We start from the raw sequence: 7,687 nt of genomic DNA, 5'->3' as shown, positions 1-7,687 counted from the left end.
TCCCACATCCATGTGGTCGTGCGCGAGATACGGGGCAGTTTATGAAATATCCGGGCTAGACGCTCATAAAAATTTCTCAAATTCATCTTTTTTATGCTGCTGATAACTGAAAAGTCAGGAAAAACCACCATGAACACTATCAGTCCATGTTCCCTGTACTGCTCACAGCAAACCGCTCCAGCAGACCCGGAAATGGCTACAGATACCATTGATGCTTCGGCAACCGGTGATTTTGACGGGCGTAGTCAGGTCAAATTGCTGCGGGCGAACCGTTTACCTGGTGTGCATTGCTGAAATCCTGAAATGCAGGCCGGGCCGTGAACATGAAATTGCAGCACGAAACTGTTGTCAATGTCCGTTCTTCAGGAAACCGGCAGTGCCGTTGGAGCGTCTGGCCGGGGAATGGATATCAATGAGACCGATAACACTGGCAAGACACCGCTGCACCTGGCCATAGAAGCAGGCAATACCCATTGCCAGCAGCTGCTGGCTGATGCGGCCAGTCAAGGCTGGGGGGGGGCTCGATCCTGTGACGCGAGCCCCTTGTCCAGAAAAAAGCCCGAAAATTCCAGTCATCAGCGAATATGAACCCGTTACACACTAACTGATAATATCTTCTGGTGTTAATCCGGACTCCAGAAAGGTCCGGTTCAGCATCAGGTTCCTGCTCCACTTATCGACTTCACCAACGATATTCCTGACATTGCCCTGAAGGACATCACTGAGCTGCAGGTAACACTTACCGAGTATTTGTCGGCTTTTTTCTTCCGCTGACATCTCACACAATCTTTGCTTCATTTTTTCAACTTCAGGCAAATAGAACGCTGACTTGAAGTTATCGAGTTCCTTTTGAGCGTTCACGGCTTTATTCCTTGTTTTACTGTTATCTTTATCCAGATACTCTCTAAACAACACGGACCGTCTTTTTTCAAGTTTCTTTCTTTTACCAACACTCTGAATAAAGTCCGGCGATAACAATTCCAACTCAACACGTTCACACCAAAGCAGATGGCCTTGCGCTTCTTTACATAGCAAGTTCCACCAGAAAACCAGCTGACCTGCATGAATTGAGACTTCCGAATATCTCACAAATCGCTTTTGTAGTTTCAGGTATAGCTCATCTATATGCTCAACCAGGTAATCGCCAGTATGGAAAAAATCCCCCTTGAGTTCATCAAAGCATTTCACAAAATAGTCAACATCATTTCTTAGTACCTTGCGTTTAAGCAGCTCGATTTCCCTGGTTGTTAACAGGACAGAGAACCTTAAAGCATTTTTTCGGCGCATCAAGGAAGTCACCGACTGATCATCCTCACCCTCACTTTCTGAGTCACTCCCATCCTCCCCGGACCTGTCACTTTCTTCAGGCTCACACTCACTAAAGCTATCTGAATCACTGGAGTCAATGCTATCAAGTGACAGTAACTCAATTGACTCATTTAATTCTGTATCAGATATGCTGCTTTCGAATCCTGAGTCAAGCCGCTTTATGTTATTCCTGCCGAAAGAATCATTCAGTGGCATTTTATCATCGATTAATTCAGCACGGTCGGTTTCAGCTTTTTGATGACTAAGCCCCGGACTACCAAAACCTTCATCGGATGCCACACTACGGCCTGAATATTTGCCTTTAGTCTTTTGGGACCCGTCAGGATCAGACCCGTTCCCCAGCCTTTCATTCGCCGTATGATTATTTTGACTTACAGGTTGTGTAGGCATGATCATCGACCCGATAATACTTTACTTCGTATCTGATCGACTTAATTTATCATATTTACAGTTCAGACAGATCGAATCTTGCCAGGTTAACCTGATATTTTTCAGGACACGCCATTGCCTCTGCCACGGTGTAATGGCGCCCTGACCGTTTATGGTTCAGATGCTGGATCAGCTGATGCTTTCCGCGTTTACCCGGCTGGTTTTTAACACCTACGGCTTCTTCTTTAACTTTGGAAGGCAGCAGGTGGATAACTTTCATGCCTTTCTGCCATGCCTCATAGATTGTGTCACAGGCAGAAAAACCACTTCCATTGAAATGCCATTCCAGACAAGGTTCATAGCTGCGAGTCTCTTTATCATACAGGGATGCAAATTTCTGCCCCGATAGCATTTTTGCGCCATTGGCATTATGACCGTCAGGGGTCATATCATGAACCAGCACTTTGCGTTTAGATGGCGACGTTTTATGAGTACACAGCCTTTCGTTATGGAGCATCTGCATCCCTTCCAGTTGATGCATGGCAAAAAGACCGACAGGACCAGCACCAACCACAAGCACCTTCACCCGAACCACCTTATGACGACTGACACCGCTACTTTCAGCAGAAGAAGCAGAAGCAAAAGACGGGAAACCGGGAAACGAACTTCTTAATGCATCCATGACGCTCCAAAAAAGAAAAAAGAAAAAACAATCTCTCCCATTGACACTTATCAAAGCGAAATCAACGAAAAACAATCCTCGCCGCCTGCTCGTTGCAGGAGTATAGTTCACGATTCAACCTATTTAAGAGATTATCGCTTATGTTCAAGGCTTTAGTGCTGAACCAACAGGACAAAAACACTGTCGCCACCATAGAACAACTGGATGAATCCACTCTGCCAACAGGGGATGTCACTGTTGCTGTTGAATATTCATCACTGAACTACAAGGATGGTCTGGCCATCACCGGGAAGGGAAAAATCATCCGTGATTTTCCAATGGTGCCGGGTATCGACTACGCTGGCCAGGTACTCTCCTCAAGCGATGACCGGTACCAGCCCGGCGATTCCGTTATCCTCACCGGCTGGGGTGTTGGCGAGAACCACTGGGGTGGTATGGCCGAAAAAGCCAGTGTTCCTGCCGACTACCTGGTTTCCATGCCTTCCGGGTTGGACAGCCGCAAGGCCATGATTATTGGTACTGCAGGCCTGACGGCAATGCTTTGCGTCATGGCACTGGAAGACGCCGGTATTACACCGGAGAAAGGTGAGATTCTGGTCACTGGTGCCAGCGGTGGTGTTGGCAGCGTTGCCGTTACGTTGCTGGATCAGCTGGGTTATCAGGTTGTCGCTGCTTCTGGCCGCCCGGAAAACAGTGACTGGTTAAAGTCCATCGGGGCTGACCGGGTTATTGATCGTGCAGAGCTGCTTGAACCCGCACGGCCACTGGAAAAACAATTGTGGGCAGGTGCCATTGACACCGTTGGCAGCAAGGTTCTGGCCAAAGTACTGGCACAGGTTGATTATGAGGGGGCTGTTGCCGCCTGCGGTCTGGCCGGTGGGTTTGATCTGCCTACCACAGTGATGCCTTTCATCCTGAGGGGCGTAAAACTGCTGGGTGTTGATTCGGTCATGTGCCCATTTGAAAAACGGATGCAGGCATGGAACCGGATTGCTGAACTGCTGCCAGAGTCCTACTACAACGACGCTGCCAAAGAAGTTGAACTGAATGGGGTGCCCGAACTGGCAGAGGCCATCACCAATGGACAAGTCACCGGCAGAACACTGATTAAGTTGTAATACCCATTCCAGCTTCTAAACTTTCTTCAGGGAGCCTGCCGGTCAGGCTCCTGACTCGTGGCGCAACTACCCAACAGCATCTGCCCCCCAGCCCCCTGTACCTTTGATAAAAGACACAGGGGGTTAAACAACAGGGGAGCAAGACGTAATTTCTTATTCATTGCCATTGAAAAGTAATGACCCACCGTCCGGTACTCTATGTGATTGGCCTGTTCCTGACCGCCATGGCCAAGTTTATGCTGATTCCTGTCATCTATGACCTGCTGACCGGTGATCCTGACATCTGGGAATTTGTAGCCGCGTCAGCCATTACCCTTATTACGGGGGGCGCCCTGACCCTCAATTTCAAGCCAGAACACTTCAATATGAAACCCAGGCAGGTCTTTGTACTGACCACGCTCTGCTGGCTGACAGTATGCACTTTTGCAGCGCTTCCCTTCTGGTTCAAACTCCCCATCAGTTACACCGATGCCTTTTTTGAAACCATGTCGGGGATTACCACCACCGGATCCACCATATTGACGGGCCTGGATCATATGGCCCCCAGTGTGTTGATCTGGCGGTCACTGCTGCAATGGTTTGGCGGTATTGGTTTTATTGTGGTGGCTGTTGCCGTTCTGCCATTTCTCAAGGTCGGTGGCATGAGGCTATTCCAGAGTGAATCTTCCGACTGGTCCGAGAAAGCCATGCCCCGCTCAGGCAGCATTGCCAAGGGTATCGTTACTGTCTATCTGATCATGACTGTCCTCTGCGCGTACCTTTATTTCCTGGGAGGCATGACCGGTTTTGAAGCGATAAACCATGCCATGACCACGGTATCCACCGGGGGATACTCAACGTCCGATGCCTCCATGGGGCTGTTTAAAAACCCGTTCATCATCTGGACCAGCACGGTTTTCATGATTCTTGCCAGCCTGCCCTTTGTTCTGTTTGTTCGATGCATGCGGGGCGAAGTTAACTCCTTGTATGAAGATACCCAGGTACAGACCTTTACCGGTTTTCTTCTGGTCGTCTGGCTGGTTCTGGGCATCTGGTTACGCTGCCACTCAGACTACACTTTTCTGCAATCACTGACCCTTGTCTCGTTTAATACCACGTCAACCATCACCACCACCGGCTTTGCCTACGGCGACTATACCCTGTGGGGAGGTTTTTCCAACCTTATGTTTTTCTTCCTGTTATCGGTGGGAGGTTGTTCGGGGTCAACAGCGGGGGGCATCAAGATTTTCCGGTTTCAAATAGGCGGCAAGCTTCTGAACATCCAGTTAAAACAACTGGTGCACCCCAGGGCCTGTTTTGTACAAACCTATAATGGCCAGCAAATCAGCAGTGAGATACTCCGTTCGTTAATCGGTTTCAGTTTCTTCTTCATTTTGCTTATTGGCTTAATGAGCCTCTTGTTGTCCCTCTGCGATCTCGACCCCATCACCAGCATTACCGGAGCCACAACAGCCGTTGCCAATGTTGGTCCCGGACTGGGAACTGTCATTGGCCCTGCAGGGAACTTCAGTTCGCTACCTGATGCCGCTAAATGGATCTTAAGTGTCGGTATGCTACTTGGCAGGCTTGAGGTGATTACGGTTCTGGTGATTTTTACGCCTGCTTTCTGGAAGGGCTGAGCCATTCCCGATCAACAGCCATGACCAAAAGCCATAAGCTTTCTTATCATCTGATCAACGTCTGCAGGAATCACACTCACCTTTGATGTGAAAGGTAACCGTTGTTTATCATTTTTGCGGACTTCCCTGGAAGGGTTTAACCAATTGGCAAAAGAACGCATCTGCACATCATAATGTTTATTAAGATTACGATACACATACGCCAGGGAGCTTAAATAAGCGGCAACATTGAGGCCTGCGGATGATCCGGGGGTAATCCCGGGATGTGCCTTAAGCCTGTCCAGACCAGGTTCAAAATTGCCATCGACATTAACCGGTATAAAGCTTTTAATCTCAGGGTATTGGTTATCCAGATACTGACGCAGACCTTTTAATAGCAGTTCAGCGGCTTTTTTTTCTTCACCAATAAGATGAAATCCCCAACCAGCAGAGTGAAGAATCCATATATCATTTGGAAAAAATTGACAGGCTTCCCGGGAGAGGATTTCGACATCATCCCGGTATTTGTGAGGAAGGTGATAATAATCCAGAAACAGGTCATTCAATTCTCTCCAGTAATTCCGCTCACTCTTCCCGTTGACAGGTTTTGAAGAATCAGTTGTCTTAACCAATGAAGGCAGCACATGACTGGTGTCTTTTTTTACTTTTCCTGCTGAGCAAGATCGATCAGTTGAACAGGATTGAGCAGATTCTGTTTTTCCTGTATGACGACCAAAAGGTTTATGATTTCCCATCTCCCGTCTAGCTTTATTTTTTCTTTTACCTTTATAGTTTTTACCAGAGGCGGCTCTGGCTTGCGGTTCAGCATCAGGTTCAGGTTCTACATCAGGCCCAACAGGGCAGACTTCAATCTCATCTTGACCTGTCGATTGATCAACGCCCCTACTATCATCAACACTTGCCATGAAAAGCATATTTCCGGCAGCCTTGTGTTCATAATACTCCTCCCGCCATTTAATACCTTTATCCCAATAATAATCAGCAGCGCTCATACAGGCCTTAACAACCGCGTTGCTATCACCGAGCTTTTCCAAACAGGCTATCAATTCCTCGAATACTGGAATTTGATACTCTCCACTGACCAAGGACTGGTAAATAATGCCTGCTTCATAAATAGCACCTGATTTTTCATGGCACCTGGCCTGCATATATTGTTTCAATACGCCTGAAGAAGGCTGTATATAGGAAAAGCACTGGTAATACTCAAGCAATCTTCGCGCATCCTGAACTGATCTTTCCAATACAGAAACGGTTGCGCTATGTAAAAACTGCAACAGCCCAAGATACTCGGTAAAATTATTCATATCAGCCAAGTCCAGAAACTGAAATCTCCGACAACCATTTTCTACATGGGAAATCACCATTTCCACGTTGACATCTTTTCCTGCCAGCAGACTGAAATGTAAATCCTGTATTTTTAATTTATCATAATTCCCACGATCAATGTTCATCTCCAGAAATTCTTTTTTCCGTTCAGCAAAATTCTGCAAATTTCCAAAACTTTTCAACGCCAGTTTTACCGGTAGCTCAGGACTGAAGTATGATGAACAAGTAAAACTGCCATCTGAGTTATGGCAGCAGCCGACGACATTAAAAACATAATACATATCCCAAATCAAATACCATTGTTTAAACCCTGATACAACTTCTATATCACCCCTGCTAAGTACAATCCTATAGATTAATTCAATAATTTCACCACAATCATGCCTTATGGCATCGGCTAATACCATGTTCGTTGCATGACAATTATCACGTATCACTTTATGTAAAATAAAATACATACATTTTATAAAATAATTGGAACTGTAAAAATCAGACAGTATCTCAAGAAGACTGGTAACATCTTGCTGCCTTATTTCTTTTTTAACATCACTTACATCGGAAGATATTTTATCTGAAATATGCTCCAGCTTTAGTAACTTTTCACAATTTCCAACAATTAATTCATTCTTCATTTTTCTTAATTGAGAAATGGTCATTCTTTTCCTGGAAATAGGACCAAGTTTTTCATCATTAAATGCTGGACCTTTTTCCATAACACGAATGGCTTTTACCAGGTAAAGATATTCCTGAGACCTGGCGTCAAAAAAAACAGAACTAAAGCCTGAAGAACCGATGTAATTATCGGTGGGTTTTGGTTCTACAGTGCGTTGTGAGAGGCTATCAGACGCAGTAGCCTGATCTGGCACCCGATTTCCTGGTAAAAGAGCGTCAGGAGTTTCAGACTTCTTAAGCTTGGTATCGGAGGGTGCACATTCAGAAAGAAATAATTTATATTCTGAGGAGATCATAATAATTCATTAAAGCATTCACTCATAACCAACTGAGCACAACAACATGTTCAAAATCAATGACGAGTTTCCGGGTTTATTCCAGGTAAGTAACGACAGAGATGGACATTAAAATTGGTAAAAAGTTCCCAGAAAAACACCCCCTTACCAAACCCGTCGTAAAGCATCGCCTAATCGGGCCGGGCCGCGCAGGCGGTGATATAAGTGCGCCGTGTAAACGGTGTATTGGAGTGCCACAAACGTGGCTGAGATTGCTGGTATATCTCATACCTACTG

General features: G+C 46.2%; 7 protein-coding genes. 4 read left to right on the top strand and 3 right to left on the bottom strand.

Features of this window, described 5'->3' with window-relative positions; translation table 11 throughout:
* Positions 1 to 129: 129 nt before the first annotated feature.
* A complete protein-coding gene (locus KDK13_RS15310; protein WP_257285844.1) occupies positions 130 to 294 on the top strand; it encodes a hypothetical protein in 165 nt (54 codons plus the stop codon).
* Between the two features lie 57 nt (positions 295 to 351).
* Positions 352 to 588 carry an ankyrin repeat domain-containing protein gene (locus tag KDK13_RS15305; protein ID WP_257285843.1) on the top strand — a complete coding sequence of 79 codons (237 nt, stop codon included), beginning with the start codon at positions 352 to 354 and terminating at the stop codon, positions 586 to 588.
* A gap of 12 nt (positions 589 to 600) precedes the next feature.
* On the opposite strand, the gene KDK13_RS15300 is transcribed toward KDK13_RS15305, so the two are convergent.
* Entirely contained in the window at positions 601 to 1,608 is a 1,008-nt protein-coding gene (locus KDK13_RS15300) for a hypothetical protein (protein WP_257285842.1), read from the bottom strand.
* A gap of 166 nt (positions 1,609 to 1,774) precedes the next feature.
* Positions 1,775 to 2,380, bottom strand: a complete 606-nt coding sequence (locus tag KDK13_RS15295; protein WP_257285841.1) for a hypothetical protein — start codon at positions 2,378 to 2,380, stop codon at positions 1,775 to 1,777.
* A gap of 140 nt (positions 2,381 to 2,520) precedes the next feature.
* Here KDK13_RS15295 and KDK13_RS15290 point away from each other — a divergent pair, with 140 nt between their 5' ends.
* Together KDK13_RS15290 and KDK13_RS15285 are read left to right on the top strand one after the other, a co-directional pair.
* Entirely contained in the window at positions 2,521 to 3,498 is a 978-nt protein-coding gene (locus KDK13_RS15290; protein ID WP_257285840.1) for an MDR family oxidoreductase, read from the top strand.
* 176 nt (positions 3,499 to 3,674) lie between these two features.
* Entirely contained in the window at positions 3,675 to 5,117 is a 1,443-nt protein-coding gene (locus KDK13_RS15285; protein WP_257285839.1) for a TrkH family potassium uptake protein, read from the top strand.
* A gap of 11 nt (positions 5,118 to 5,128) precedes the next feature.
* Here KDK13_RS15285 and KDK13_RS15280 read toward each other — a convergent pair whose 3' ends face one another.
* On the bottom strand, positions 5,129 to 7,411 hold the full coding sequence (locus KDK13_RS15280) for a hypothetical protein (protein ID WP_257285838.1): 2,283 nt from the start codon (positions 7,409 to 7,411) through the stop codon (positions 5,129 to 5,131).
* Positions 7,412 to 7,687: the final 276 nt, after the last annotated feature.

Source organism: Endozoicomonas sp. SESOKO1, from assembly GCF_024606265.1.
GTDB lineage: Bacteria > Pseudomonadota > Gammaproteobacteria > Pseudomonadales > Endozoicomonadaceae > Endozoicomonas.
This window is presented reverse-complemented; position numbering and strand designations above follow the sequence as displayed.

Bases quoted from the DNA above. Each gene is read 5' to 3' on its own strand.
- KDK13_RS15305 (WP_257285843.1), top strand. From the start codon at position 352: ATGTCCGTTCTTCAGGAAACCGGCAGTGCCGTTGGAGCGTCTGGCCGG.
- KDK13_RS15285 (WP_257285839.1), top strand. From the start codon at position 3,675: ATGACCCACCGTCCGGTACTCTATGTGATTGGCCTGTTCCTGACCGCC.
- KDK13_RS15310 (WP_257285844.1), top strand. From the start codon at position 130: ATGAACACTATCAGTCCATGTTCCCTGTACTGCTCACAGCAAACCGCT.
- KDK13_RS15290 (WP_257285840.1), top strand. From the start codon at position 2,521: ATGTTCAAGGCTTTAGTGCTGAACCAACAGGACAAAAACACTGTCGCC.
- KDK13_RS15295 (WP_257285841.1), bottom strand. From the start codon at position 2,380: ATGGATGCATTAAGAAGTTCGTTTCCCGGTTTCCCGTCTTTTGCTTCT.
- KDK13_RS15280 (WP_257285838.1), bottom strand. From the start codon at position 7,411: ATGATCTCCTCAGAATATAAATTATTTCTTTCTGAATGTGCACCCTCC.